Origin of the sequence: Streptomyces sp. NPDC004266 (assembly GCF_042874095.1) — a bacterium.
Taxonomy (GTDB): domain Bacteria; phylum Actinomycetota; class Actinomycetes; order Streptomycetales; family Streptomycetaceae; genus Streptomyces.
In genome coordinates this window covers 406,578-430,366 of the sequence record NZ_JBIAMM010000005.1, presented here as the reverse complement: position 1 = coordinate 430,366, position 23,789 = coordinate 406,578, and the positions used below count along the sequence as shown (strand labels likewise).

The window sequence follows — 23,789 nt, the reverse complement described above, 5'->3', positions numbered from 1 at the left end:
ATGTTCACCGGTCGCCTCGCCCAGAGGCTCTCCCGACCCGGCATCCGCTTCCGGGCACTGCCGCTCACCTCCCGCGTCGCCGTCGGCATCCTGCTGATCGTCACCGCCGCCGCCGTCCTCGCACCGTTGGTCGCCTCCGATCCGCTGGCCACCGGCGCCCCCGTACAGGCCCCCGGCGCCGAGCACTGGTTCGGCACCGACCGCGTCGGCCGCGACGTCTTCTCGCGGGTCGTGCACGGCGCCCGCTACTCCCTTCTCATCGGCCTTGGCGCCACCGCTCTCGCCGTCGTCGGCGGCGCGCTCCTCGGCGCTTTCGCGGCCACCTCGCGCAAGCTCGGCGACGAGTCGGTCATGCGCACCCTCGACGTGGTCATGTCCTTCCCGCCGATCGCGCTCGCCGCCGTCCTGGTGGCCGTGTTCGGGCCCAGCGTCCCGGTGATCATCGGCAGTATCGCCTTCGTGTACGTCCCGTCACTGGCCCGGGTCGTCCGCGCCAACGTCCTCGCCCAGTACGGCGAGGACTACGTGGCCGCCGAGAAGGTCATCGGCGCCCGCCGCGGCCACATCGTGCTCAAGCACGTCGCCGTGAACTGCGCGGCCCCGGTCATGGTCTTCGCGACCGTCCTGGTCGCCGAGGCGATCACCTTCGAGGCGAGCCTGTCCTTCATCGGCGCCGGCGTGCAGGACCCGAACCCCAGCTGGGGCAACGTCCTGTCGTACGGACGCCAGATCATGCTCTCCGGCGGCTGGTGGGCCACCTTCTTCCCCGGCCTGGTCCTCCTGGTCACCGTCCTGGCGCTCAACATCCTCTCCGAGGGCCTCACCGACGCCTCGGCCGCGCCGAAGGCGGCCCGCACGGAGAACGGGAACGCCAAGCGCGAGAGCACCCTCCCGGTGGCGGATCCCCGCTCGCGCGAAGAGGTCGACGCCGCCCTCGTCCGGCTCGCCGAGGTCATCGAGGCCGCCCCGCCGGCCACCCGGCCGGTGGCCGACGACGCGGCCGAGCTGCTGGTGGTGAAAAACCTTGCCATCCGCTTCCCCGACCGGTACGGCGACGTGAACGTCGTCGACGGCATCTCCTTCACCGTCCGCGAGGGCGAGACCCTCGGCCTGGTCGGCGAGTCCGGCTGCGGCAAGTCCATCACCAGCCTCGCGGTCATGGGTCTGCTCGCCCGCAACGCCGAGGTCTCCGGCACCATCGAGTACCGCGGCCGAAACCTGCTGACGATGGACCGCAAGGAGCGCCGGGCACTGGCCGGTCCCGAGATCGCCATGGTCTACCAGGACGCCATGTCGTCCCTCAACCCCTCGATCCTCGTGGGCAGGCAGCTCAGCCAGCTCACCTCCCGCGGCGGCACGCGGACCCCGGCCGAACTCCTCGAACTGGTCGGCCTGGACCCGAAGCGCACCCTGCGCAGCTACCCGCACGAGCTGTCCGGCGGCCAGCGCCAGCGCGTCCTCATCGCCATGGCACTCTCCCGCAGCCCCAAGCTCCTGATCGCCGACGAGCCGACCACGGCTCTGGACGTCACCGTCCAGGCCCAGGTGGTGGAACTCCTCGTCCGGCTCCGCGACGAACTCGGCTTCGCGATGGTCCTGGTCTCCCACGATCTCGCCCTCGTCGGCGACCTCTCCCACCGGGTCGCGGTCATGTATGCGGGTCAGCTCGCCGAGGTCGGCGACACCCGGTCCGTCCTCGTCTCCCCCTCACATCACTACAGCCGTGGCCTGCTCGGTTCGGTCGTCTCCCTGGAGGCCGGCGCGGAACGGCTCCACCAGATCCACGGTGTGGTCCCCGCTCCCCGGCAGTTCGGCGACGGATGCCGGTTCGCCTCGCGCTGCGACGCGGCGACGGAGCTCTGCCGTACGACGCCCCCGGGGCTGACCGCGCCGACCGGACGGGCCCACGGGTTCGCCTGCCACCACCCGGCGACGGCCGCCGAGCTTCAGAAGGAGGCGGTCCGATGATCCGCCTGGAGAACATCCACGTCCGCCACAAGGCCCGCGGGGGCGGGCTCTTCCGCCACCATGCGGTCCACGCCCTCACCGACGCCTCACTTGAGGTGGCGAAGGGCGAGATCCTCGGGCTCGTCGGCGAGTCCGGCTGTGGCAAGTCGACGCTCGCCCGCGTCCTGACCGGCCTCCAGAAGCCCACCGAGGGCACGGTCCGCTTCCGCGGCGAGGACCTGTGGCGGATGCCCGCCGCGCGCCGCCGCAAGGAGTTCGGCGCCACTGTCGGCGTCGTCTTCCAGGACCCCTCCACCGCGCTCAACCCTCGCATGTCCGTCGGCCGGATCCTCCGCGACCCGCTCGACGTCCACAAGCGCGGCACCGAGCGGGAGCGCGACGAACGCGTCGAGGAACTCCTCGACCTCGTCGGCCTCCCCGGCCACACCCTGCGGGCCCTGCCCGGGCAGCTGTCCGGCGGCCAGCGCCAGCGCGTCGCGATCGCACGGGCGCTCGCGCTGGAACCCGACATCATCGTGGCCGACGAACCCACCTCCGCCCTCGACGTCTCCGTCCGCGCCCAGGTCCTGAACCTGCTCGTCGACCTGCGCGCGCGGCTGGGACTCGGCATGGTGTTCATCTCGCACGACATCCAGACCGTGCGCCACCTCTCCGACCGCCTCGCCGTCCTGTACCTGGGGCGGATCGTCGAGGAAGGCCCGGCCCCCGCAGTGTCCGCGGCGCCCGCCCACCCGTACACCGAGGCCCTGTTCTCCGCGACACCGAGTCTGCTGGAGCACACCGAGCGGATCATCCTGACCGGCCCCGTGCCCTCGGCCGTGAACCCGCCCACCGGTTGCCCGTTCCGCACCCGCTGCTGGAAGGCGGACGACGCCTGCGCGACCGTCTTCCCTCCGGCGGAGAGTGCCGCGGACGGCCACCAATGGCATTGCGTCCATCCCCTGACGGACGCCGCAGCCTCCGCCCCCACCCCCCTCGTCCCCCTGCACAGGAGCACGTCGTGAACGCCCGTACCCCCCGCTTCACCGGAGTCATCCCGCCCGTGGTCACCCCGCTGACCGCCGACGGCGAGATCGACACCGCCTCCCTGGAGCGGCTCGTCGGATTCCTCCTCGAAGGCGGGGTCACCGGTCTCTTCGCCCTCGGCAGCTCCGGTGAGACCGCCTACCTCACCGACGCCCAGAAGGACACCGTCGTCGACACCATCGTCGGCGCCAACGCGGGCCAGGTGCCCGTCGTCGCCGGCACCATCGAGCAGACCACCAACCGCGCCATCGAACGCGGCCGGGCCGCCCTCAAGAGCGGCGCCGACGCGATCGTCGCCACCGCTCCCTTCTACACCCGCACCCACGAGACCGAGATCGACCGGCACTTCCGGCTCATCGCCGACGCCGTCGACCTCCCGCTGCTCGCCTACGACGTTCCCGTCTGCGTCCACAGCAAGCTCTCCACCGACCTGGTGCTGCGGCTCGCCGCCGACGGCGTCCTGGCCGGCATCAAGGACTCCAGCGGCGACGACGTGGGCCTGCGCTACCTGTGTCTCGGCGCCCGGGAGCTGCCCGAGTTCTCCGTCTTGACCGGCCACGAGGTCGTCGTCGACGCCATGCTCCTCGGTGGCGCCGACGGTGCCGTCCCGGGCCTCGGCAACGTCGACCCGCACGGCTACGTCCGCCTCGACCGTCTCGCCGCCGCGGGTGACTGGGCCGCCGCCAAGGCCGAACAGGACCGCATCGCCCGCCTCTTCGAGATCGTGACCGTCGCCAAGCCCGGCACCGCCTCCGCGACCGCCGGCGGCCTCGGCGCGTTCAAGACCGCCTTGAAGGTGCGCGGGATCATCGACACCAACGTCGTCAGCCCGCCGATGCGCCCGCTCGACGCGGAGGAGACCGCGCGGATCGCCCAGATCCTGGAGCGGGCGGGTCTGCGATGACCCTCGTCGCCGGAATCGACATCGGCGGCACGAAGACCGCGGCCGGCCTCGTCGACGCGAACGGCACCCTCCAGCACCGGCATACCGTGCCCACCCCTGCTGCCGACGGCCCCGCGGCCGTCGTGGCGGCCGCGGCGCGCCTCGTACGCGACCTCGGCGCTCCGGTGGCCGCGGTCGGCGTCGGCAGCGCCGGCGTCGTCGATCCGGTCGCCGGCCGGATCGTCTCGGCCACCGACGCCCTGCCCGGCTGGGCCGGAACCGAACTGCGCCAGGACCTGGAGCAGGCGCTCGGCGTTCCCGTGGCGGTCGACAACGACGTCCACGCCCATGCCTTGGGCGAGGCATGGCTCGGGGCCGCCGCAGGCCGCCGCCACGTGCTGCTCGTCGCCGTCGGCACCGGGATCGGAGCCTCGCAGCTCGTCGACGGCCACGTGCACCACGGCGCGCGGTCGGTCGCCGGCCACGCCGGCCACGTGCCCGTACCGTCGGCCGCCGGGGTGTCCTGCACCTGTGGCGGATCCGGTCACGCGGAGGCGGTGGCGAGCGGACCGGCACTGCTCGCCGAGTACCTGCGGTACAGCGAGGCGCCCGCCGGTTCGCTGGCCGAGGTGTCGACCCGGGCAGGTGTCGGCGACCGCGCGGCCCGCTACGTACTCGGGCGCGGCGCACGGGCACTCGGCGAGGCCCTGGGAGGCATCGTCAACATGACCGACCCCGAACTGGTCCTCGTCAGCGGAGGCGTCAGCAACTGCGGCCCGGAGTGGTGGGAACCGCTGCGCGCGGCCTTCGCCGCGGAAGTCCTGCCGCCTCTCAAGGACGTGGAACTGCGTACGGGGGCACTCGGCGGCGACGCGGCCGTCCTCGGCGCGGCCCGCCTCGCCCTGGAGGTGCTGCGATGACCGACCGTACGGACAAGACCTCGGTCGTCGATCGGCTACGCGGAACGCTGATCGTGTCCTGCCAGGCGTATCCGGGTGAGCCCATGCGCGATCCCGACACCATGCGCCGCGTGGCGCTGGCCGCGCGTGACGGCGGCGCGGCCGGCATCCGGGCTCAGGGCCTGGACGACGTCCGGGCCATTCGCGGCGCCCTCGACCTGCCGCTGATCGGGCTGTGGAAGGACGGGGCGGAGGGCGTGTACATCACCCCGACGGCCCGACACGCCCTCGCCGTGCTGGAGGCCGGGGCGGACATCGTCGCCCTGGACGCCACCGACCGGCCCCGCCCCGACGGGCGCCCCCTGGCCGAGTCGATCGACGCGGTACGGGCGGCCGGCGGCCTGGTGATGGCCGACGTGTCCACGTACGAGGAAGGCGTACGGGCCGCCGCGCTCGGCGCCGACCTCGTGGGCACCACGCTCTCCGGCTACACCCCGGCCACGTACGACCGCAAGACCACCGGACCGGACCTCGACCTGGTGGAACGTCTCTCCGAGGCACTTGACGTTCCGGTGGTCGCCGAGGGCCGGATCCACTCCCCCGCGCAGGCGGCCCGTGCGCTGGAGCACGGGGCGTATGCGGTGGTCGTCGGCACGGCGATCACCCATCCCACCACCCTGACCGGGTGGTTCACGGCCGCCATCACGGAGGGCCGGGGCTGATCCCGTCGCCGGCGGTACGGTCTGGTGCCTCCGGCGGCGTCATGGGGCGTGGCCTTCCCGGGCGGAGAGGGCCACGCCCCGCATGCTGTCCCCGTGGACGACGACACGCGGGACCCCCGGCCCTGGTACCGGCAGATCGGGAAGACCAGCTGGAAGGCGTTCGCCGGAGCGTGGGTCGGGTACCTCCTCGACGGCTTCGACTTCGTCCTGATCGCCCTGGTGCTCACCGAGGTGAGCGAGGAGTTCGGGCTGGAAGCGGTGGAGGCGGCGAGCCTGGTGTCCGCCGCCTTCATCACACGCTGGCTGGGCGGCGCCGTACTGGGCGGGATCGGTGACCGATTCGGACGCCGGGCCGCCATGGTGCTCAGCATCTGCCTGTTCTCTCTGGGCACGCTGGCATGCGGCCTCGCCTGGGACTACGGGAGTCTCTTCGCGGCGCGTCTGGTGGTCGGGCTCGGTATGGCGGGCGAGTACAGCGCGAGCGCGATCTACGTGATGGAGAGCTGGCCGCCCCGGCTGCGTGGGCGGGCCAGCGGGTTCCTCATCTCCGGCTTCCCCATGGGGACGGTCCTCGCGGCCCAGACGTACAGCCTCGTCGTGCCGGAGCACGGCTGGCGCTGGATGTTCTACCTCGGTGTGCTGCCGGTCGTAGCGGCTCTCTGGGTGCGGAGAGCGCTGCCCGAGGCGAAGGACTGGGAGGAGGCCGTCGCGGAGACGGCGACGCGGCCGAGCCCCTTTCGGCCGCTGTTCTCGTCTTTGCCGCGCGCGGTGGTCAACGCGGTGCTGTCGGCGGTGGCTCTGGCGGCACTGTTTGTGGTGTTCGCCGGCATGGCGGGCGGTGCCACGGCACCGCTGGCAGCGCTGGCGGGCGCGGTCATGGTCGCGTTCGCCGTGCAGTTGGGCGGCCGACGGGGGTGGACCCTGTATCTGGCCCTGATCGGGACGGTATTCGGCGCGTTCTTGTACAGCTGGCCCTTGCAGGCTCTGCTGCCCACGTATTTGAAAACGGAACTGGGCTACACGCCGGAGCAGGTGACCCAGGTGCTGTACTACGCCGGGTTCGGCACGGTGGCGGGGTGCTGGCTGTCGGGTTTCACCGGCGACAGGTTCGGCCTCTCGCGGGCGTATGCCTGGACCTTGACCGCGTCGCTCGCGTTCGTGTTCCCGGTGTTCGCGGTGGACGACAACCTGCCCCTGCTCGGGGTGCTCCTGTTCGTGCTCCAAGCGCTGAACTTCGGCGTCGCGGGACTTCTGCCGCGCTATGTCGGCGGCCACTTCCCGCCTGAGCGGCGAGCGGCGGGGCTTGGGTTCACCTACAACGTGGGGGCGTTGGGCGGTGCGGTCGCGCCGGTGCTCGGGGCGTGGATGGCGCGGGACATGGCTTTGGGGACGTCGCTCGCGGTGCTGACCTTCGGGCTGAGCCTCGTGGTCGTCGTGCTGGTCGGGTTCGACGTTCCGAGGCGGCTGCATTACTTGACCGATCCCGGTTCCGGAGTCGATCACCTGGCTGGATGAGGTCTCGCTGAGGGACTTCGACAAGGACTGCTCGCTCTGTCAACCCTCTCCACAACAGAAGACATCAGATGTACGATGCCTGACAAGGTGGGCTCTAGGAAGCCTGCCCCACCCCACCGCATGGCCTGCCGATCCCCGCTCACATCCGGCAGGCCATGCACCTTCACCACCCTTACCGGCAGCGAGGGGGTGAGGCGGCCACGCGGAGTCGCAGCCTGCCCCACCAGTCCGACGCGAAGCCGCCGGGCGCCTTTCACCGCGCCCGGCAGCCGACCCCTCAGGCGTTCCTGATCCAGTCGGTTGTGAAGCGGCTGAAGTAGATGCCGCCCGTACCGCCGACTTCGTAGAGGTTGCCGACCGAACCGTCGCCGAGAACGGCCATGGTGGAGTAGCCTGCGGCGCCCGCAGCGAGGACGGCGCCGCCGACCGGCTGCCAGGTGGTGCTGTCGTTGTCGGACAGCCACACGGTCAGGTTGTCGCGCGTGGTTCCGGGGTTGCCGCTGTAGAGCGTCGTGGCCGTCCGCAGCGGGGCCCCGGTCGCACCGCGGTCGGCGGGCTTGAGGTAGGAGAGTTCGTCGGCGTTGCACCGGGCGTCGGTGATGCTCGTGGCGCTTGCCGTTCCGAAGGTGGCGCCGCCGTCCGTGGAGGTGGCGTAGTAGCGCCGGTACTCGGTGTCGTGGCGCATGTTCTGGACGATGGTCCCGTTGCTGCGTTCGACGGCCTTGCTCTCGTTGATGTTGGCGCCGGCGGAGCCCCCGGCCTTCCACGTGGCGCCGCCGTCGGTGCTGTAGATGTTGGCGGCGTGGCTGACGCCGGAGGCGTCACGGTAGGCGATGGGCTGGACGAGGCGACCGTCACTGGCCTGGATGCCGTGGCCGGAGGAGGTGAACAGCTGCTGCCAGGCCGGGTTCTTCACCTGGGGGTTGAGGTCGACGGGCGCGCCCCAGGTGGCGCCGTCGTCGGTGCTCTTGATGTACCGGGCGTGCAGGCTCTTGGTGTCGTTCGCGGTGTTGAGGCCGGATCCGGCGGACCAGAAGCTGATGCCGGGCGGGGCGTAGGTGTAGAAGCAGTAGACGTGGCCGGTCTTGCGGTCGACCAGCAGGCTGACGTCGCCCGCGCCCTCGGCGGTCGTGGGTTCGTGGTGGATGATGTCCGCCTGGCTCCAGGTGGCGCCGTTGTCGGTGCTGCGCCTCATGCCGATCTGGATGTCGGCCGGCAGGTCCGCGGTGCCGTTCACGCGCGCGTCCGTCATCGCGATGATCGTTCCGCTGTTGGTGACGGCCATGGCGGGGATGCGGACCGACTTGACCGTGGCATCGGTCTCGGAGTGGGTGCCGTCGGCGTTCTTGCGGTTCAGTCCGTGGAAAACGGTGGTCGTGGTGAACAAGGTGGTCTTGTTCATCTGCGGCTTCCCGGCGCCGAGCCCGCACCCCACGGATCCGGACTCGGTCTTGGAGAATCCGCCCGGCGTGGTCGCGGTCAGGGTGTACGGGGCGCCATCGGCGCGGGTCCAGTACAGAAGCGAGCTGCCTCCGGTGGGGACCGTCCGGGTGTAGGAGGCGGAACCGTCCGGACCGTTCACCGTGAAGGTCTGGTCGGCGCCGGACTTGTTGCTCAGCGTCAGCTGAAGCCGGCCGCTGGTGCAGTCGGCACTGACGGTGGCGGACAGCTCGCCGGGGCCCGCGTGGGCGGCGGAGGGCGCGACGGCGGGCAGGAGGGCCCCGAGGATCAGGGCCGCGGCGGTGCCGGCCAGTCGTGATCTGAAGGGCCTTCTCTTACGGCTCATGGTTCGATCGCTCCTTCGCAATGAAGAAAACAGACGCATGACGTCTGATGTCTGTCGGACCCTAGGGAGTGCGAACAGGTGCGTCAAGAGGTTGATGAACCGGCATCGCGATGCCGGCCCCGGCCGCTACCCGAGCGGTCCGGGGCCGACAACCGGAAAAGCCGCCCCGCTCGGAGCGGGGCGGCTGCGCCTGCGGAGATGACCGACGGCGACTTCCTTCAGGAGGGTTCCCCGTCACCTCGAGGGCGGACGGCGGACTCGCGGATGCGGCGGCGAAGGGGGGCGTAGTGGGCCACGACAGCCGCGACGAACCCGTCGGTATCGCCCGCCCTGGCGGCGGTCACGATGTCCTGGTGTATGGCGACGATGTCCACCTCGTCGGCGGGCGTCAACAGTGACAGCTGCGGCGCCACGATCTCGTAGACGTCCCAGAAAGCCGTGGACATCTTGCCTATCAACTCGTTGCCCAAAGGCCTCACGAGCGCCGCGTGGAAGGCCCGGTCGACTTCCACGAGGCCGGCCGCCCGGTCGCCCGAGCCGCCGCCACTCTGCGTCCGCATCGCGTCGACCAAGCGGTCCAGCTCATCCAGATGCCCCTCGTCGAGCCGGGCCACGATCTGGTCCGCCATACCGGACTCGAAGAGCTGCCGCACCTCCACGAGGTCGGCCAGCACCTGGCAGTTGTCTCCGGGGTCGAGGAGACCACGGAAGGCGAGACTCTCCACGAGCGCCGACAGACTCAGGCGACCCACATAGGTTCCGTGCCCGTGGCGCACGTCGACGATGTCGAGGGCGTTCAGCATCTTGACCGCCTCGCGCACGCTGGAGCGGCTCGCCCCCAGAACGTCGCAGAGCTGGCTCTCCGTGGGCAGGGGATCACCGGGCTTGAGGTGATGGTCCAGGATGTAGCGCTTGATGCCCTCGGACACCTCCTGCCGCAACATCGGCCTGCCGACACGGGCTGTCACTGTCCGCTCACCCATCACCTCACACCCTCCATGAAAGTGCCATACGAGGACATCGTACGTCTGACACCCCTCGCGCCGAGCCCGCCCGAGAGTCACGCCCATGTCACACGCGGCCGGAGTGGCACCAGGCACCCCCGAACGCTTCGCACGGCGTCGCGGACACCACCCCGAACCGTTCGGGCAGCACCGTTTCATGCCTCCGAACGCCTTGACCGACCTCCAAGCGGACATTAGCCTCCAAAGAGACGACATCGGATGTCTTACCTCCCTCTTGGAAACGTCGACCTATTCCCGTCGTGGACGATGAGTCCACCAGACGTGGAGGCACTACAGATGGCAACCTTCACAGGCTTCCCCTCCGCGCACACGGACGCGTCGCCCTTCCCGTCGCCCGCGACAGCGAAATCCCTGCCCGGCAGGGTTTTCCCGCGGCATACCCCACCGCCCGCACCCTGCCCGCCGGCGTCCTCGGCCGTGACCCAGAGTATGGGGTGCTCCATGAAAGCCTCGCTCGACGCCGTTCCCGCACTGCGCGCGCTCGCGGTCAGGGCGGCCCGCCGGTGGGGACTGTGCGACGACACCGAGTGGGCGGTGCGCCTCATCGTGACCGAGTTGGTCTCCAACAGCGTCCGACACAGCGGCAGCCACGAGGTCGCCCTGCTGATGACGGTCTTGCATGATCTTGTGGAAGTACGCGTGTACGACCAGGGCCGTTGGCGGGAGGGCAGCCGTACCGACGCCGAGGAATCCGAGTGCGGCCGCGGGCTCGCCCTGGTGGAGGCGTACGCGGATCACGTCGAACTTCACCTCAGAGAGCACGGAACGACCGTCCTGGCCCGGCTGCGGGCCGACCGTCTCACCGAGGCCTACGCACCGTGAGGACCCGGCAGAAGCGGAGCGAGCGGGTCGAGGACAGGACTGTCCACACGATGCACCGGTAGATCTGGTGCCAGCGAGCATGACGGCCCGCACCGGAGTGCCCTTGGTGGCATGCGGGGCGAACCCGTCCACGGCGTACGCGTGGACCGAGGCGAGCCCACGGCCGAAATCGGCGCCCGCGTCGCCTGCCGTCAGCCGACCGCCCGCGGCCTGTGCGACACGGCGGACACCGCCCTCCGGCCGGGACCATCAGGAGAAGGCGCGCGCAGCCGGCGGAGTATCGCGCCGGCGGAACACAGCGGCGCCGCCCGTGCCCGGCGGACGGGTCGCCGCGGACGTTGGTCCTTGAGTGGGCGACGGGGGCGGTGGAGAGCAGGAAGGGACCGGGACAGAGGTCGACACACATCTCGGTGCGGCCTGGCGGCCGACCGCCGGGGGAACGCGAAGTGGCCGAGATGACGAGGGGACCGAGGCCACGGCAGCGTCGGCCTTCGTCCCGCCACCCGCATCCGCATCCCGGGGAACACGGTCACGACAGTGCCCCTACCGCGCAGGGGCATTGACCGGCCCACCCCGCGATCACGCACCAGCTCTTGCGCACCAGGTCGGGCAGCGGCCCGGCGCCGACCGCCCGCCCGCGGACAGGACGGCGCGCAAGACCGCCGCCCGGAAACCCGCCGACGGGACGCGGCTGACCGAACACCACCGGAGTGGTCAGCGGTCAGAGCCAGCCCCGGCGGGCGGCGAGCGCACCCGCCTGGAACCGGCTCGTGGCACCCAGCCGGTCCAGGACCGCTCTGATCCGGCGTTCGACCGTGCGCGGCGAGACACCGAAATGGCGGGCGATCCGCAGATCGGTCGAGCCCGCAGCCATCAGGCACAACAGCTCCCGCTCCTGGTCGCCGAGATCGACGCCCACCTCGCCTTCGCCGCCGAGCGGCATCGCCATCTCCCACACCGTCTCGAAAAGGCTGATGAAGCCGTCCAACAGAGCGGAACGTGCGATCACCAGGGACTCGGAGCTGCGGTTGGACGACGCCGCGGGCACCAGCGCCAGGTCGTCATCGAAGATGACCAGCTTCATCGGCGTCCTGGCGATGAAACGCCCTTCCTCGCCCCGGGCCAGGGTGCGGCGCATGCTCGCACGGACGGCCGGCAACTTCAGCGCGTCCGCCGCGTAGATGGTGCGGTAGGCCACGCCCCGGTCCATGGCGGCAATCTGGCGTTCGTCGTTGGCGCCGACCGCCTGCGCGAAGGGCGGTGCCGCGATCCCGCGCACGCTGGAACGGCAGTTGTCCTGACCGACGACGAACAGACGCAACAACTCCTCGGCGGGCACGGAGCGGACCGTCGCACCGTTCCCCGCACCGCGGGCCGCCAGATACTGCTGGGTGAGGCACTCGACGGCTCGGTGGGAGAGGAGCACCTGCTCCTCCATCCTGCTCACCCACTCGGCGGACACCGCGCCGGGCGGCCGGACCGCCGCCTGCAGCGGTACACCGGTGGCGGCCTCGGCCGCTCCCATCTCCAGCAGCCGGTCCAGCACCTTGCGCACCGCCCCTCGGGTCAGCCCCGTCGCGGCGGCCAGGCTTTCGGAGTCGTGCCACGGCGAGCGGGCGAGTTCGACGTAGACCTGCTCCAGGAGGGGGTCGTCGACCGGCAGTATGCGACCCCTGCGCTCGGACTCCGCCATGGGATCCTCCTCCGACTTGCCGTTCCAGACGGGAGAGATGATGTCAGATGTCCCACATCGCCCATGTGAGCCGGAGCACATTACGCAATAACACTTCGAAAACATGGGGCAGCCGTGCCGCACATCGTGCGGCACGGCCGTTGGCTCATCCGGAGCCGGTACTCCGGGTCAGTCGGTCAGCCGCCGTTCCGGGCGAGCTTGCCCCCCTTGCCCTTGGTGCCGGAAGTGGCCTTGACGTTGACCGCCGCCCAGGCGGCGTCGACCGCCAGGTACTCGGCGCTGCCCGCGCCGTACAGGTCGGTCGCCGCGGAAAGGGTGGCCGTACGCGCGCCCTGGTAGGTGGTGGTGGACGTCATGTACGCGGTCAGCGCCTTATACCAGATCCGCTCGGCCTTGGAGATGCCGATGCCGCCGACCGGCTTGCCGTCGAAGGTCGGGCTGTTGTACGCGACACCGTTGACGGTCTTCGCGCCGGAGCCCTCGGAGAGCAGGTAGAAGAAGTGGTTGGCCGGACCCGACGAGTAGTGCACGTCGATCTGTCCGAGCGTGCTGGACCAGTAATCCTTGGAAGCTCCGTCCTTGCTGGGCTTGTCCATGTAGCGCAGCGGGGCGCCGTTGCCGCGGATGTCGATCTTCTCGCCCACCAGGTAGTCGCCCGGGTCGCTGCTGTTGTTCGCGTAGAACTCGGCAGCTGCGGCGAAGATGTCACTGGTCGCCTCGTTGAGGCCACCGGACTCACCCCGGTAGGTGAGACCGGCGGTGTTGGAGGTGACGCCGTGCGTCATCTCGTGGGCGGCGATGTCCAGCGCGGTGAGCGGCTTGCTGTTGCCGTCGCCGTCCCCGTAGGTCATGCAGAAGCACGAATCCGACCAGAAGGCGTTGACGTAGTTGTCGCCGTAGTGAACGCGGCTGTAGGCGGCGGCGCCGTCGTTCTTGATGCCGTTGCGGCCGTGCACGTTCTTGTAGTAGTCCCAGGTGACGGCCGCGCCGTAGTGCGCGTCGACGCCCGCGTTCTGCCGGCCGCCGCCCCACACGTCGTCGGCGTCGTTGAACAGCGTTCCCGTGCCGGAGGTGCCCTGGTTCAGGTCGAAGGTCCGGTGACCGCCGCGCGCCCCGTCCTTGAGGTCGAACGTGCTGCCGTTGGCGGTGGTCGCCAGCGGGACCGTGCCGTTGTAGTCACCGGTACCGGTGCCGGTGTGGACGGTCTCGCGCGAGAACAGTTCGGCGCCGGTGGCCGCGTCGGTGACGACGCGCATCTCGCTCGGGGTGCCGTCGTGCTGCACGCCGGTGACCACGGTCTCCCAGGCCAGCACGGGCTTGCCGGAGGCGGCCCAGATCACCGTGCGCGCGCTCTTCGCCGCCGCCTTGGTGTTCCCCTGCTTCCCCGACACCTTCAGCGCGGTCTTCTTCGCGGCCGAGGCCGGCAGCTCGGCGGACGTGCCGGGCACGGATATGCCGGCGTCCGTCGCCTTGGTGACGGAGCGCTTGCCGCCCTTCCTCTGGTGGACGACGAGGTCCCCGCCGAGCACCGGCAGGCCGTCGAAGGTGCGCTCGTAGCGGGTGTGCACGGTGCCGTCCGCGTCCTTGATCACGTCGCGGACCACGAGCTTCTCGCGGTCGTCCAGCCCGAGCGCCTTCGCCTCGGATCGCGCCTCGGCCTGTGCGGACTTCAGCGCGGCAATTCGTTCGGAGGGAGCGGGCGCGGACACCGTCGCCCCTGCCGTTCCGTCGGAACTGGCGGTCGCGGAACCGGACTGGATCCCGACGACGACCATGGCGGCGCAGGCGGTGAGAGCCGCGGCCCGGGTGGTCACGCTGCGGGTGGTGGTAAGTGTCACTCAAATACTCCTAAGCAAAGGCCACATACGGATCGAGGCCGAGGGGGGTGACGGGCGGGATGCCGGCGCCGTCCTGTCAGGAGCTCACCCGAGCAGCAGGAACCGCACCGCCCGCCAAGCACGCCTCGTGGGGGAGAACGCCTGCCGGACGCGGTGTCCGTCGACTTCGGATGAACGCGGCAGACATTGCCAGTAACCAATGCATGAATGACAGTGACCCGATAAGAGCTGTCGTCTACCCGACATGCCGAATCGCGTCAGCACCCGAAACGCGCTCAGCCCGGACCGGCTCCGTGAACGTCGACACTCGCCCCAGGTATTGACCGCGACCGTGACACGTCATCGCCGGCCTCCTTGCCCTGGGACTCTGCCGTGGTCGAAGACCACTTAGAATTCGAGTAGAGGCGGGCCTGGCGAGGAATTCTCGGCCCATGTGACGCCCATGTGACGACGGGCTTCGGTCCATTCGTCGTCCTGCTCGAGCAGGACCGCGCCGACCGGGCGGATCACGGCGGTGCGGTCAGGGAAGTTCCCGACGGCACCGGTGCGGCGGCGGATCTCCTTGTTCAGCCGCTCCTGCGAGTCGTTCGACCAGATCTGCTTCCGGACCTCGCCCGGGAAGGACGCGAAGGCCGACAGGTCGTGCTGGGCAGTGTCCAAGGGGACTGACGCCTCGGAGAATTTGGCCTCCAGCACACCCAGGACGTGGCACGTTTACGCCCTCACCGCGTCGGAGCCGAGCTGTTCGAATACCGTCCGCAGCAACGTGTCCACCCCCGGCTGGGTCCTGGCACCATGACCAGACGGACTCCAAGAACGCTGGTGGCATACTCAACGCTCACCAGCACCTCGGGACCGAGGGCATGACCGGCGTTTCGAACGGCGAACAGCTCCCCGAAGGCTCCTGGTCGAAGACGATCTCAGCAGCAAGACGGGAGCCGGAGCAGCCGAGAACGACGGCGGACGGATCCCGTCCTGGAGCGAGCCCGGCGAGGCAGGCGAAGCCCTGGTTCGGGTGCGCGGGCGCACCGGTGACGAAACGTTGGTTACCGGGAAGGGGACACGCCGAAAGCGACGGCGGGAGTAGTTCTGGGCATGGCGTCCTCTTACGATCCGGCCCTGCCTCGGCCGGGGCCCCGCCCTTCCCTCTCGGCCGCCAACACCTGATTCCGCTGTCCCTCCGTCAATGCCGCCCAGAAATAACCGTCGTCCAGATCTTGAGATGGCTTTTCCCTACGGGAAGGCCTGTGAGAGCATCGCCGCCATGCAGCGCCAGCTCATTATTAGCACCAGCGTGCCGGCACGGAGGTGACCTGGGGGCAATCCCTCCCAGGCGGCTCACCGCCCGCACGCAGACCTCTCGCGTTCCGCGAGGGGTCTTTTTGTTTTCTTCATCAGCAGCCCTGACGCAGCGGCCTTACCCGGCCCGGCAGACCTGAACAGGAAACACCTGCCATGACACACAACGGCTTCCATGTCTTCGACACGACCCTGCGCGACGGGGCGCAGCGTGAAGGCATCAACCTCACCGTCGCGGACAAGCTGACCATCGCCCGGCACCTCGACGAGTTCGGCGTCGGCTTCATCGAGGGCGGCTGGCCCGGCGCCAACCCGCGCGACACGGAGTTCTTCGCCCGCGCCCGGCAGGAGATCGCGTTCAAGAACGCGCAGCTCGTCGCCTTCGGCGCCACCCGCAGGGCCGGCGGCAACGCGGCCGAGGACCCGCAGGTCAAGGCGCTCCTCGACTCCGGCGCTCCGGTGATCACCCTGGTCGCCAAGTCGCACGACCGGCACGTCGAGCTCGCCCTGCGCACCACCCTCGACGAGAACCTGGAGATGGTCCGCGACACCGTCTCCCACCTCGTCTCCCAGGGCCGCAGGGTCTTCGTCGACTGCGAGCACTTCTTCGACGGCTACAAGGCGAACCCGGACTACGCCAAGGCCGTCGTCCGCGCCGCCCACGAGGCCGGCGCCGACGTGGTCGTCCTCTGCGACACCAACGGCGGCATGCTCCCCGCCCAGATCCAGGCCGTCGTCGCCACCGTCATCGCCGACACCGGCGCCCGCCTCGGCATCCACACCCAGGACGACACCGGTTGCGCCGTCGCCAACACCCTCGCCGCCGTCGACGCGGGTGCCACCCACGTCCAGTGCACCGCCAACGGCTACGGCGAGCGGGTCGGCAACGCCAACCTCTTCCCCGTCGTCGCGGCCCTGGAGCTCAAGTACGGCAAGAAGGTCCTTCCCGAGGGCGCGCTCGCCGAGATGACCCGGATCTCGCACGCCATCGCCGAGGTCGTCAACCTCACCCCCTCCACCCACCAGCCGTACGTCGGCGTCTCCGCCTTCGCCCACAAGGCCGGACTGCACGCCTCCGCGATCAAGGTGGACCCCGACCTCTACCAGCACATCGACCCCGAGCTGGTCGGCAACACCATGCGGATGCTCGTCTCCGACATGGCCGGCCGCGCCTCCATCGAGCTCAAGGGCAAGGAGCTCGGCGTCGACCTGGGCGGCGACCGCGAGCTCGTCGCCCGGGTCGTCGAGCGGGTCAAGGAGCGTGAGCTCAAGGGCTACACGTACGAGGCCGCCGACGCCTCCTTCGAGCTGCTGCTCCGGGAGGAGGCCGAGGGCCGGGCCCGCCGCTACTTCCGCACGGAGTCCTGGCGGGCGATCGTCGAGGACCGCCCCGACGGCACCCACGCCAACGAGGCCACGGTCAAGCTCTGGGCCAAGGGCGAGCGGATCGTCGCCACCGCCGAGGGCAACGGCCCGGTCAACGCCCTCGACAAGGCGATCCGGACCGGCCTGGAGCGGATCTACCCGCAGCTCGCCAAGTTCGAGCTGGTCGACTACAAGGTCCGCATCCTGGAGGGCCGCCACGGCACCGAGTCCACGACCCGGGTCCTGATCACCACCAGCGACGGCAACGGCGAGTGGTCCACGGTCGGCGTCGGCGAGAACGTCATCGCCGCGTCCTGGCAGGCCCTGGAGGACGCCTTCACGTACGGCCTGCTGCGCGCCGGGATCGACGGTGACGGCACCGTCGAACCGAGGCCGTCGAGCGGCGAGACGGCATGCGTGCTGAACCTGACGCTCCGTGAGAGCCCTGGGGTCCTGGGGCGGATCGCCGCCACGTTGAGCAGCATCCCGGTACTGGCACTTTCGTACGTGGTGGGCGACACCGACCGGGCCACCGCCGAGATCCGGGTGCCCCGCGCGCATGCCACCCGAGCGCGTGGCAGGCTGCACCGCATGGTGGACACGCTGACCGTCACCGAACCGCACCCGGTCCCCTCCCAGCCCCGGCGAACGGAAGGATTCCGCACGCCGTCTGCCGTCGGATGAGGCCGAGTTCCGTGGCGGTGGCCACCGCGGCGGTGCGGGAGTCGACGCCGCGTTCGGCGTAGCCGCGGACGAGGTGGGACTTGACGGTGCCCTCGGTCAGGTGGAGTCGGTCGCCGATGGCCTGGTTGGACAGGCCGTCGGCGACCAGGGAGAGCACTTCGGCCTCACGCCGGGTCAGGGAGGTGCCGGGGGCGCGCAGCCGGTCCATCAGCCGGTCCGCGACGGTGGGGGCGAGCGTGGTGCGGCCCGCGGCGGCGGTGCGTACAGCGGCGGCCAGGTCCTCGGGCGGGGCGTCTCTTTGAGGAGGTAGCCAGTAGCGCTGGCCACGCGGACGACTGGCCGGCGCAGAGGGCCGCTTCCACGAGCGCCCCGGAAGCGCACGAGCGCATCAACCACGGCCGTCGGGCCGCACATGCTCACACCAGGCCGAGGGCCTGCAGTGCGCGGTGCTGACTTGGTGCTGACCTGACCGGCCAGAAGATGTAGCAAATACCGCCCGTACCGCCTCTGACCTTGCCGTTTGCGTCGTACCGTTTTGTCCTCAACCAGATGTTCTCCCACTCGCGCCGCCGGTAGACCCGGCGGACGGCCTCGTTGCTGGGGGAGGCGGGGTCGTTGGCGATGACGTCGCCGGCCGCCGTGAAGCCGATGACGGTCATCAGGTGGCCCGAGGTGCCGTATCCGGCTCCGGTCAGTTCCTCCTTGCGGAAGGACTGGGACGTTATGGCCGGGATGCCGACGCGGACCAGCGATTCCAGTTCCGTGAGCGAGCGCAGCCGGGTGACCACGGCGTTCATGTCGGGGTAGGTGGCCGCGTAGGCGGCGTTGAAGGGCCAGTTGCCGCAGCCCTGGTACTGGTGGTCGTAGGTGAAGCGGGCGGCGTGGCAGACCTGCGGGTCGGCGAAGGCCGGGTCCACCCAGGCCAGCTGCTCGGCGGAGGGACGGCGTCCCCAGTACTCGACGATCATCTGGGAGGAGGTCGGGCTGCACCAGGCCTCGCCGCCGTTGTCGTACTCGGGGTACTGGCCGACGTGGGTGTTCTGGGAGTAGCGCGGGACGTCCAGCTCGTGGTCGAGGCCCGGCTCGGAGGCCGGTACGGTGAAGCGGTCCGGGATGTCCGAGGCCATCGCGCCGAGCCGCCAGACGGTCGGGGTGACGTCGCTTCCCGGGGCGCGGTGGAGGGTGAGGCGCAGGCGGTACGCGCTCAGCCGCAGGCCGCTCGCCGCGTCGTCGATCGCGAAGGTGTCGGTCCAGACGGTGCTCCTGCCGTCGGTCTGGTCGTCGACCGAGGTGCGGCGGATGTCGCCGTCGCCGGAGGCCCAGCGGCCGAGCACGTACCAGGGGGTGGCGGTGGCGTCGGAGTACGTGCCGGACAGTTCGACCTGGAGCCAGGTGCCGGGCGGGGTGGTGGCGTTCCAGGAGGCGATGACCTCGGTGGCGGGCACGGCCGGGGTGTGGACGGGCGAGGTCCAGCTCGCGTACTCCCAGGAGGAGGTGCGGCCGGTGTGCGGGTCGGTGTAGTCGACGCGCCCGGCGGGGGTGGCGAGGACCAGGCCGGGCCGGAGGCCGGCGACCGCCTTCGTACCCGCTGTCGTGCCGCACCTCCAGTCCGTGTACGAGGACCAGAAGCGGTTGTCGACGAGCCCGGCGGCGGGGGCGTGACCCCGCGCGGCGCCGTCGGCCGCGCCGTCGGAGGCGGTGGGGTCGGCGGCGGTCGCGGGGTCCGCGGCGGTGGCGGGAGCGGCGGCGGCCGTTCCCGCCGCGGCCGCGAGCGCCGCGGCGAGGACGGTTCTGCGCGGGGTGGAGCTGGTCATGGGCGGTGACCCCCAGTCGAGAACGGTGGGCGTACGGGAGAGCCGGGATGTGGGCGTACGACGGTGCCGAGGCAGGGTGGACCGCCTCCGCACCGGTGGACGTGCGGGGCTGCGCGGGCCCACTATCCCGGCTTCCGCGGGGCCTCCGCCAGCACTTCGGCTCGCGTCGCCGCACCAATATTGGTCTCCACCACTGGCGGCGGCACCTCGCTGACCTGCGGCGGTCTCCCGCTCCCCTACCCTGGGGCCATGAACGACCTCGACCGCGCGGCACACGCGCTGCTCCGGCTGCCGCCCTCCTGCGGACCGGTCCGGCTGGTGGCGGTCGACGGCCACGCGGGCTCCGGCAAGTCCACCCTGGCGGCCCGGCTGTCCGCCGCCCTCGGCGACGCCCCCGTCCTCCACCTCGACGACCTCGCCACGCACGAGGAGCCGTTCGCGTGGACCGGCCGGCTGCGGGAACAGGTCCTGGAGCCGCTCTCCCGGGGCGAGACCGCCTCCTACCGCCCGTACGACTGGCGGCTGCGGCGCTTCGGGGAGGCGCGGGCACTGCCCCCGGCCCCGGTGGTCCTCGTCGAGGGCGTCGGCGCCGGCCGGCGGACGGTGCGGCCGTTCCTGGCGTGGCTGCTGTGGATGGAGCGCGCCGCCGGGGACTCCTGGGCGCGCGGACGCCGGCGGGACGGGCCGGAGCAGGCCTCCTTCTGGGACGGCTGGACCGTGGCGGAGACTCGCCATTTCGCCGAGGACCCCTCCCGGCCCTTCGCCGACACCCTGGTACGGGAGTGCCAGGAGGGGTACGACTGGCTTCCCGGGCCGGCCGTGACAGCGGGCGCGCACCAGATCATCACGCACGGTGACGGCTTCCTGTCCGTGATCTGAGGGGGTGGAAGTCCGCTTCCGCAAGTCCCCCAACTTCGCTTGACCGAGGGGGCGTACAGGTCTTACGTTCTGAATGTGCGGCTTTTCGGAGCCGCCGCGGACACGAAGCCCCCGGTTGTTCCCCCGTGATCGGGGGCTTCGTTCTGCCCTCGGGAGCCCCCTCCGCGCCCCCCTTACACCCCCTTCGCCACCCCTGACGCTCACCCAGGGTCACCGCTTCCGGATCATGCGCTTCTCCTTAAGCACGCACCCCCTGCGCAGGTACGATGCCCCCAGGTGCGGTCAAATCCCGTCCATGCGATGACGGTTGTGGGGGACCCGATGGACATCGGCACACAGGGGTCGCAGGCCCCGGCCGAGCTCGCCTGGCTGCGCGGAGTCGACGCCTACACGATGGGCGCGTATCCGCAGGCGGAGGACGAGTTCCGGACGGCGGTACGGATCGATCCCGGGATGGCGGACGCCTGGCTCGGGCTGCACGCGCTCCGGGTCGACACCACGACCGCGCTGCTGCGCATGTACCGCAACCGCGACCGCTTCGGCGAGCAGCGGACCCGGTACCGGCGCACTCTCAACTCCTGGTACTGGCTGGGCTGGTGGGTGCAGCCGGTCCTGGAGAGCCCCCGCGACCTGCTGCTCGCGCACGCCTCCCACTGGCTCGACGGCCGCCACGTGCCGGAGCTCGACCGGGCCCTCGCGGGCCTCCCCCCGGTCGACACCGATCCGCAGGTGCGCTTCCTGCACGCCTGCCGCGCCTATCTCGTCAAGGACTGGGACCAGCTCGTCCGGCACACCGAGACCCTCGTCGACGACCCGCTGCTCGGCATCGAGGCCGGGCTCTTCGGCGGCATGGCCCGGGTGCGCCTGGAGATGTACAGCCAGGCCGAGCCGCTCCTGTCGGCCTCGCTGATGCGGTGCCGCAGCGAGCAGCCGCAGCGCAAGGAGCTGCGCTACTGGCTCGCCCGCGCCCACGAGGGCACCGGGCGCAGCGCCGCCGCGCTGCCCCTCTACCGGGCCGTGCACCGGATCGACCCGGCGTTCATGGACACGGCGGCGCGGCTCGCGGCGATCGCCGAGTACGACGGCTTCGAGGGCTACGACGGGGTGGACGACCCGGCCGGGCTCGCGACGGTCGCGACGGGCACCCTCGGCGGGGGCCTCGGACAGGACGCGGTGGACACCGTGCCGGGCGCCGAGCCCGAGGCGGGCGGACTCGGCGACGGGCTGCGGCTCGCGCCCGAACCGACGCCCCCGACCGCCCCCGTCGTACCGCCGGAGACCGTACGGCACAAGGCCCCGCTGCCCGGGCAGCCCTCCCCGCCGCGCTTCCCGGCCGGGCCCACCGATCCGGTGCTCCTGGCGGAGGCGCTCGCCGAACTGGAGGGCATGGTCGGGCTCGAACCGGTCAAGCGCCAGGTCAAGGCCCTCTCCGCGCAGCTGGAGATGGCACGGCTCCGGGCCGGGCAGGGCCTTCCGGTCCAGCCGCCCAAGCGCCACTTCGTCTTCTCCGGCCCCTCGGGCACCGGGAAGACCACGGTCGCCAGGATCCTCGGACGGGTCTTCTACGCCCTCGGGCTGCTCGGCGGCGACCATCTCGTCGAGGCCCAACGGGCCGACATGGTCGGTGAGTTCCTGGGCCAGACGGCGGTCAAGGCCAATGAGCTGATCGACTCGGCGGTCGGCGGGGTGCTGTTCGTCGACGAGGCCTACGCGCTCTCCAACACCGGCTACAGCAAGGGCGACGCCTACGGGGACGAGGCCCTCCAGGTCCTCCTGAAGCGGGCCGAGGACAACCGCGACCACCTCGTGGTCATCCTGGCCGGCTATCCCGAGGGCATGGACCGGCTGCTCAGCACCAACCCCGGCCTGTCCTCCCGGTTCACCACCCGCGTCGACTTCCCCTCGTACCGCCCGCTGGAACTCACCGCCATCGGCGAGGTCCTCGCGGCGGCCAACGGGGACGGCTGGGACGAGGAGGCCCTCGACGAGCTCCGCTCGATCAGCGGACACGTCGTCGACCAGGGCTGGATCGACGAGCTCGGCAACGGCCGCTTCCTGCGCACCCTGTACGAGAAGTCCTGCGCCTACCGGGACCTGCGGCTCTCCGGATACCCGGGGACCCCGAGCCGGGAGGACCTCGCCACCCTCCGGCTCGCCGACCTCATGCAGGCGTACGGCGAGGTCCTGTCGGGCCGCGGTCCGGTCGACCGCGGACCCCAGCAGGAGCCGCCGGGCTACTAGGCCTGTCTTTCGGATGATGCCGGGCTCGCGGGGTCTCAGGACCCTCGCAGGGGCCGGGCCGTCAGGGCCGGGCCGTCGTCCTCTCCCCCGGGCGCGGAGTCGATCCGCATGCCGAAGGGGCGGCTGATCCGGCCGAGCACGTCGTGGAGCCATCGCGCGTCCTCCCGCGGGGCCCGCTCCAGTCGCAGCCGCCGGCTGCGCAGCGGCACGAGCCGGACCTCCGCCAGGGTGCCGTCCTCGTCGTGGACGGTGACGAAGTACAGCAGGCGCAGGTCGTCGCGGTACCGCTCCTGGCCGGTGATCCCTTCGTAGTCGTTGACGAGGTCGCCGCACCCGTGCAGCACGAGCCGGCCCCCGTACGCCTCCAGGGGCCGCGGGTGGTGCGAGGAGTGCCCGTGCACGATGTCGGCGCCCGCGTCGACGAGGGCGTGCCCGAACGCGACCTGGGCGCGGCCCGGGAGGTAGCCCCAGTTGGAACCCCAGTGGACGGAGACGACGACCAGGTCTCCGGGGCGCCGGTCCGTGCGCAGCCGGCCGGCCAGCCGGGTCGCGGCTCCGTCGTACGGCCCCTCGGCGTAGTGCACCCCTCCCCCGCGATCCGTGGCGGCCCATTCCCGGGGCACCCCGCTGGACGCCAGGCCGAGCGCGTGGACGAGCAGTCGGCGTCCGCCCGGCAGCGGGACCACCGCGGGCCGGGCGGCCTCCTCGGCGTCCCGCCCGGCGCCCGCGGTGCGCAGCCCGGCGTCGGCGAGGGCGTCGAGGGTGTCGTCCAGTCCGCGCCGCCCGTAGTCGAGGACGTGGTTGTTGGCGAGGACGACGACATCGGGGTGGACGGCGGTGAGCGCGGGCAGATCGGCCGGCGACATGCGGTAGTGGACGGCCTTGCCGGGCGTCGGCACCCCGTGGTGGGTGACGGAGGTCTCCAGATTGACCACGCGGGCGTCCGGCCCGGCCTCGTCGATCAGCCGGAGCGCCTCGCCCCAGGGGTAGGCGGGGGCGACCGGCCGGGGCACGGGCCCGGAGCGCGCCTCGGCGAGGGCCACGTAGTCGCGGGCGTCCCGCACGTACCGCTCGGGCAGGGCGGGATCCAGCGGATGGGGAAGGATCTGGTCGATTCCCCGGCCGAGCATCACGTCTCCGCAGAGGAACAGTCCGGTCAGACCGCCGCCGCCCATGCTCCCAGGCTAGGGCCTGTCCTTCGGATCAGTCCGGATCAGGGAGCGGGGCCCGGTACGTGCGCCCGCAAGGCGGAGGAGGGAGCCGACGCGGAGCGTCGGCGACCGACGACAACGCGGCGAGCGTGCGTACCGGGCCCCGCGAGCCCGGCACG

15 protein-coding genes and 3 pseudogenes are annotated in these 23,789 nt (G+C 71.2%); 10 read left to right on the top strand and 8 right to left on the bottom strand.

Annotated elements, in window-relative coordinates; translation table 11 throughout:
* From ACFYUZ_RS15695 to ACFYUZ_RS15670, 6 genes are all read left to right on the top strand, one after another.
* A complete protein-coding gene (locus ACFYUZ_RS15695) occupies positions 1-1,968 on the top strand; it encodes a dipeptide/oligopeptide/nickel ABC transporter permease/ATP-binding protein (protein ID WP_389309192.1) in 1,968 nt (655 codons plus the stop codon).
* Positions 1,965-2,972 (top strand): oligopeptide/dipeptide ABC transporter ATP-binding protein, encoded by a 1,008-nt coding sequence (locus ACFYUZ_RS15690; protein ID WP_389309190.1) that lies wholly within the window; start codon positions 1,965-1,967, stop codon positions 2,970-2,972. The genes ACFYUZ_RS15695 and ACFYUZ_RS15690 overlap by 4 nt, the downstream gene beginning before the upstream one ends.
* The gene (locus ACFYUZ_RS15685; RefSeq protein WP_389309188.1) at positions 2,969-3,898 is read left to right on the top strand and encodes a dihydrodipicolinate synthase family protein; all 930 of its coding nucleotides are present in this window, start codon (positions 2,969-2,971) and stop codon (positions 3,896-3,898) included. Before ACFYUZ_RS15690 ends, ACFYUZ_RS15685 begins: the two co-directional genes overlap by 4 nt.
* On the top strand, positions 3,895-4,797 hold the full coding sequence (locus ACFYUZ_RS15680) for an ROK family protein (RefSeq protein WP_389309187.1): 903 nt from the start codon (positions 3,895-3,897) through the stop codon (positions 4,795-4,797). Before ACFYUZ_RS15685 ends, ACFYUZ_RS15680 begins: the two co-directional genes overlap by 4 nt.
* Positions 4,794-5,498, top strand: coding sequence for an N-acetylmannosamine-6-phosphate 2-epimerase (locus tag ACFYUZ_RS15675; protein ID WP_389309185.1), 705 nt, complete (start codon positions 4,794-4,796; stop codon positions 5,496-5,498). The genes ACFYUZ_RS15680 and ACFYUZ_RS15675 overlap by 4 nt, the downstream gene beginning before the upstream one ends.
* Positions 5,499-5,591: 93 nt before the next feature.
* On the top strand, positions 5,592-7,013 hold the full coding sequence (locus ACFYUZ_RS15670) for a sialate:H+ symport family MFS transporter (protein ID WP_389309183.1): 1,422 nt from the start codon (positions 5,592-5,594) through the stop codon (positions 7,011-7,013).
* Between the two features lie 277 nt (positions 7,014-7,290).
* On the opposite strand, the gene ACFYUZ_RS15665 is transcribed toward ACFYUZ_RS15670, so the two are convergent.
* A complete protein-coding gene (locus tag ACFYUZ_RS15665; RefSeq protein ID WP_389309181.1) occupies positions 7,291-8,799 on the bottom strand; it encodes an exo-alpha-sialidase in 1,509 nt (502 codons plus the stop codon).
* A gap of 218 nt (positions 8,800-9,017) precedes the next feature.
* On the bottom strand, positions 9,018-9,782 hold the full coding sequence (locus ACFYUZ_RS15660) for a FadR/GntR family transcriptional regulator (protein WP_389309179.1): 765 nt from the start codon (positions 9,780-9,782) through the stop codon (positions 9,018-9,020).
* 483 nt (positions 9,783-10,265) lie between these two features.
* On the opposite strand from ACFYUZ_RS15660, the gene ACFYUZ_RS15655 reads away from it, so the two are divergent.
* On the top strand, positions 10,266-10,646 hold the full coding sequence (locus ACFYUZ_RS15655; RefSeq protein WP_389309177.1) for an ATP-binding protein: 381 nt from the start codon (positions 10,266-10,268) through the stop codon (positions 10,644-10,646).
* Between the two features lie 721 nt (positions 10,647-11,367).
* On the opposite strand, the gene ACFYUZ_RS15650 is transcribed toward ACFYUZ_RS15655, so the two are convergent.
* The 3 genes and pseudogenes from ACFYUZ_RS15650 to ACFYUZ_RS15640 form a co-directional block, all read right to left on the bottom strand.
* Positions 11,368-12,339, bottom strand: a complete 972-nt coding sequence (locus ACFYUZ_RS15650) for a LuxR C-terminal-related transcriptional regulator (RefSeq protein ID WP_389309175.1) — start codon at positions 12,337-12,339, stop codon at positions 11,368-11,370.
* 176 nt (positions 12,340-12,515) lie between these two features.
* A complete protein-coding gene (locus ACFYUZ_RS15645; RefSeq protein WP_389309349.1) occupies positions 12,516-14,114 on the bottom strand; it encodes a M4 family metallopeptidase in 1,599 nt (532 codons plus the stop codon).
* 501 nt (positions 14,115-14,615) lie between these two features.
* A pseudogene (locus ACFYUZ_RS15640) lies at positions 14,616-14,960 on the bottom strand (transposase); the annotation flags it as partial.
* A gap of 672 nt (positions 14,961-15,632) precedes the next feature.
* Between ACFYUZ_RS15640 and cimA the strand changes: the two are divergent.
* Positions 15,633-17,210: pseudogene (gene cimA, locus ACFYUZ_RS15635) on the top strand (citramalate synthase); the annotation flags it as partial.
* A gap of 304 nt (positions 17,211-17,514) precedes the next feature.
* On the opposite strand, the pseudogene ACFYUZ_RS15630 reads toward cimA, so the two are convergent.
* Positions 17,515-17,849, bottom strand: a pseudogene (locus ACFYUZ_RS15630) (LuxR C-terminal-related transcriptional regulator); the annotation flags it as partial.
* A 92-nt stretch (positions 17,850-17,941) separates the two neighbouring features.
* A complete protein-coding gene (locus tag ACFYUZ_RS15625) occupies positions 17,942-19,339 on the bottom strand; it encodes a peptidase C39 family protein (protein ID WP_389309173.1) in 1,398 nt (465 codons plus the stop codon).
* Between the two features lie 249 nt (positions 19,340-19,588).
* On the opposite strand from ACFYUZ_RS15625, the gene ACFYUZ_RS15620 reads away from it, so the two are divergent.
* Entirely contained in the window at positions 19,589-20,218 is a 630-nt protein-coding gene (locus tag ACFYUZ_RS15620) for a uridine kinase (protein ID WP_389309171.1), read from the top strand.
* Between the two features lie 321 nt (positions 20,219-20,539).
* Positions 20,540-22,459, top strand: a complete 1,920-nt coding sequence (locus tag ACFYUZ_RS15615) for an AAA family ATPase (RefSeq protein WP_389309346.1) — start codon at positions 20,540-20,542, stop codon at positions 22,457-22,459.
* 35 nt (positions 22,460-22,494) lie between these two features.
* Here ACFYUZ_RS15615 and ACFYUZ_RS15610 read toward each other — a convergent pair whose 3' ends face one another.
* Positions 22,495-23,634: a CapA family protein gene (locus tag ACFYUZ_RS15610; protein ID WP_389309169.1), complete on the bottom strand. Its 1,140-nt coding sequence runs from the start codon at positions 23,632-23,634 to the stop codon at positions 22,495-22,497.
* Positions 23,635-23,789 lie beyond the last annotated feature (155 nt).

Excerpts from the sequence above, each read along its gene's own strand:
- ACFYUZ_RS15620 (WP_389309171.1), top strand. The coding sequence starts at position 19,589 with ATGAACGACCTCGACCGCGCGGCACACGCGCTGCTCCGGCTGCCGCCC.
- ACFYUZ_RS15650 (WP_389309175.1), bottom strand. The coding sequence starts at position 12,339 with ATGGCGGAGTCCGAGCGCAGGGGTCGCATACTGCCGGTCGACGACCCC.
- ACFYUZ_RS15615 (WP_389309346.1), top strand. The coding sequence starts at position 20,540 with ATGGACATCGGCACACAGGGGTCGCAGGCCCCGGCCGAGCTCGCCTGG.
- ACFYUZ_RS15690 (WP_389309190.1), top strand. The coding sequence starts at position 1,965 with ATGATCCGCCTGGAGAACATCCACGTCCGCCACAAGGCCCGCGGGGGC.
- ACFYUZ_RS15660 (WP_389309179.1), bottom strand. The coding sequence starts at position 9,782 with ATGGGTGAGCGGACAGTGACAGCCCGTGTCGGCAGGCCGATGTTGCGG.
- ACFYUZ_RS15675 (WP_389309185.1), top strand. The coding sequence starts at position 4,794 with ATGACCGACCGTACGGACAAGACCTCGGTCGTCGATCGGCTACGCGGA.
- ACFYUZ_RS15645 (WP_389309349.1), bottom strand. The coding sequence starts at position 14,114 with ATGGTCGTCGTCGGGATCCAGTCCGGTTCCGCGACCGCCAGTTCCGAC.
- ACFYUZ_RS15695 (WP_389309192.1), top strand. The coding sequence starts at position 1 with ATGTTCACCGGTCGCCTCGCCCAGAGGCTCTCCCGACCCGGCATCCGC.
- ACFYUZ_RS15655 (WP_389309177.1), top strand. The coding sequence starts at position 10,266 with ATGAAAGCCTCGCTCGACGCCGTTCCCGCACTGCGCGCGCTCGCGGTC.
- ACFYUZ_RS15610 (WP_389309169.1), bottom strand. The coding sequence starts at position 23,634 with ATGGGCGGCGGCGGTCTGACCGGACTGTTCCTCTGCGGAGACGTGATG.
- ACFYUZ_RS15680 (WP_389309187.1), top strand. The coding sequence starts at position 3,895 with ATGACCCTCGTCGCCGGAATCGACATCGGCGGCACGAAGACCGCGGCC.
- ACFYUZ_RS15625 (WP_389309173.1), bottom strand. The coding sequence starts at position 19,339 with ATGACCAGCTCCACCCCGCGCAGAACCGTCCTCGCCGCGGCGCTCGCG.
- ACFYUZ_RS15665 (WP_389309181.1), bottom strand. The coding sequence starts at position 8,799 with ATGAGCCGTAAGAGAAGGCCCTTCAGATCACGACTGGCCGGCACCGCC.